This window comes from Sodalis sp. (in: enterobacteria) (genome assembly GCF_047607725.1).
GTDB lineage: Bacteria > Pseudomonadota > Gammaproteobacteria > Enterobacterales > Enterobacteriaceae > JBLKSS01.
In genome coordinates this window covers 1-1,682 of record NZ_JBLKSS010000346.1, presented here as the reverse complement: position 1 = coordinate 1,682, position 1,682 = coordinate 1, and the positions used below count along the sequence as shown (strand labels likewise).

General features: G+C 53.0%; 1 protein-coding gene and 1 pseudogene. Both read left to right on the top strand.

Translation table 11 applies throughout. The features are described from left to right. Positions 1–27 precede the first annotated feature (27 nt). Entirely contained in the window at positions 28–924 is an 897-nt protein-coding gene (repA, locus tag ACMX3H_RS20150; protein ID WP_415211958.1) for a plasmid replication initiator RepA, read from the top strand. 489 nt (positions 925–1,413) lie between these two features. Further along, positions 1,414–1,682: pseudogene (locus tag ACMX3H_RS20145) on the top strand (hypothetical protein); the annotation flags it as partial.

Below are 1,682 nucleotides of genomic sequence, written 5' to 3'. Positions count from 1 at the left end.
TCCGCTCTGCCATAAGTGCAGGGAGTGGTGGATAAGCAAAACCTCTCCGTTTTTTTTCAGGCGACACCACTGGCGTTTTCGTCACGCAGCTATGTAAAAAACCCCCATCCGTGCTATCGGCCGCCCAAAGAGGACGTAAAGCCGCCGCGTATTATTGACGCGATGCGTAAGGCGGCGCGGGACAATGCCCCTTCACAGCATCCGCTCTGGCGTACTGCGCCCCGTTATCATGCTATGACGCATGAACTGCTAGGCAATGAACGGGCGATGAATCTGCACCGTGCCCGTGCTGTTGACGCCATCATGGAGTGTCTGGCGGCGCATGTGAATATCGTGACCGGCAAGGTGTATATGTCGCTGGCGCAGATTTCCGATGCGTGCGGTCTGACGACCTACAATGCGGCAGGTAAACCCTGCTACAGCCGGGCCAGCCGTGCTATCAATGAACATCTTGAGGCTATCGGCGCGGTGCTCTGCGACCGGATATGGGACGATACCACCGCCTCCTATATTCCCAATATCATCTGGGTCACCGAGTTGTTCTTTGTGCTGATTGGCTACGAGTACGGTAAATATCTGTCTGCCCAGCAGCAGCAGCTTTCCTGGGAGAACCAGAAGCTACGGGACGCGGGGGAAGGGCCGATTACGCTGACCGAAGCCCGCCGCCGGGCCAAGACGGAGCATATCCGGCGCGCCTTTGACTATCGCACCAAAAAGCTGGCGCGGAGTAAGCAGCGCCGCCACGCACGCAAGCTGGAGGCGATGGATGAGCAACAGGCACGGAAGCATATCCTCAACGACCTGGTGAAGCTCTACAGCAAGGAAGAGCTTGGGGCAATGGGGCATGTTGAACTGAACCGAATGGTCACGCAGCGTTACCACTCCATGTGCAAGCTGGCGACCGCGCCGCCTGGCACCGGCTAACCCGACATCCCTTAAGTGAATCTATGCGCTTGACGGCGCAGGGCTTCGCTCGTCCTGAATTCCGCCACGGTCGTTTTCTGAGCAAACCCCATAGCAAAAATCGCCATTCCCGCTAAAAATTCCCGCATTTGCCCAATACACCCACCTGAGCACGGTACTTATCCACACATCAATGCAATTCACAAGCGAGGGCTAGATGCACTCTCAGAGATAGATGCAATATCACTATAGATTCTTAAAACAGAAAAAAAATTTAGACGAGTACCAACCTATAGATAAACGTAAGCGCCCCGATAGTGGGGATTTCTATGAAAAGCCTTCTTAATACCTTTGAAAAAAACAGTGCGCTCTGTGGCATTAAAGATAGCGGGGCGCGATATCGTTACGTGAATCCGGCAATGCGAGAGTTGCTGGCCCTGTCGGATGATTTTGTGATTTCAGGCTGTTCGGACTGCGATATACCACCCTATTGCACTGTATGCCTCCGTGATGTGGGAGGAAGAACAACGTCTCTATAGTCAGGGTGAAAACATTTCGTTGTTAGTCCTGCCGCCGTTTGGGATTAACAAAAGAATGCAGCCTTATGTTTTTGATTATATTCCTCATGATGATAAGAAGGGCGACTTGTGTGGGACGCTGTGTTATGCGCGGCCCTGCCGGTTCTTTTCAACGTTGCAATGCGTTGACAGTGAAATACCGCGCCCGGCAAATATTATTACTGCCTATGGCATGTTTAGCGATAGAGAGCTGGAGGTCGC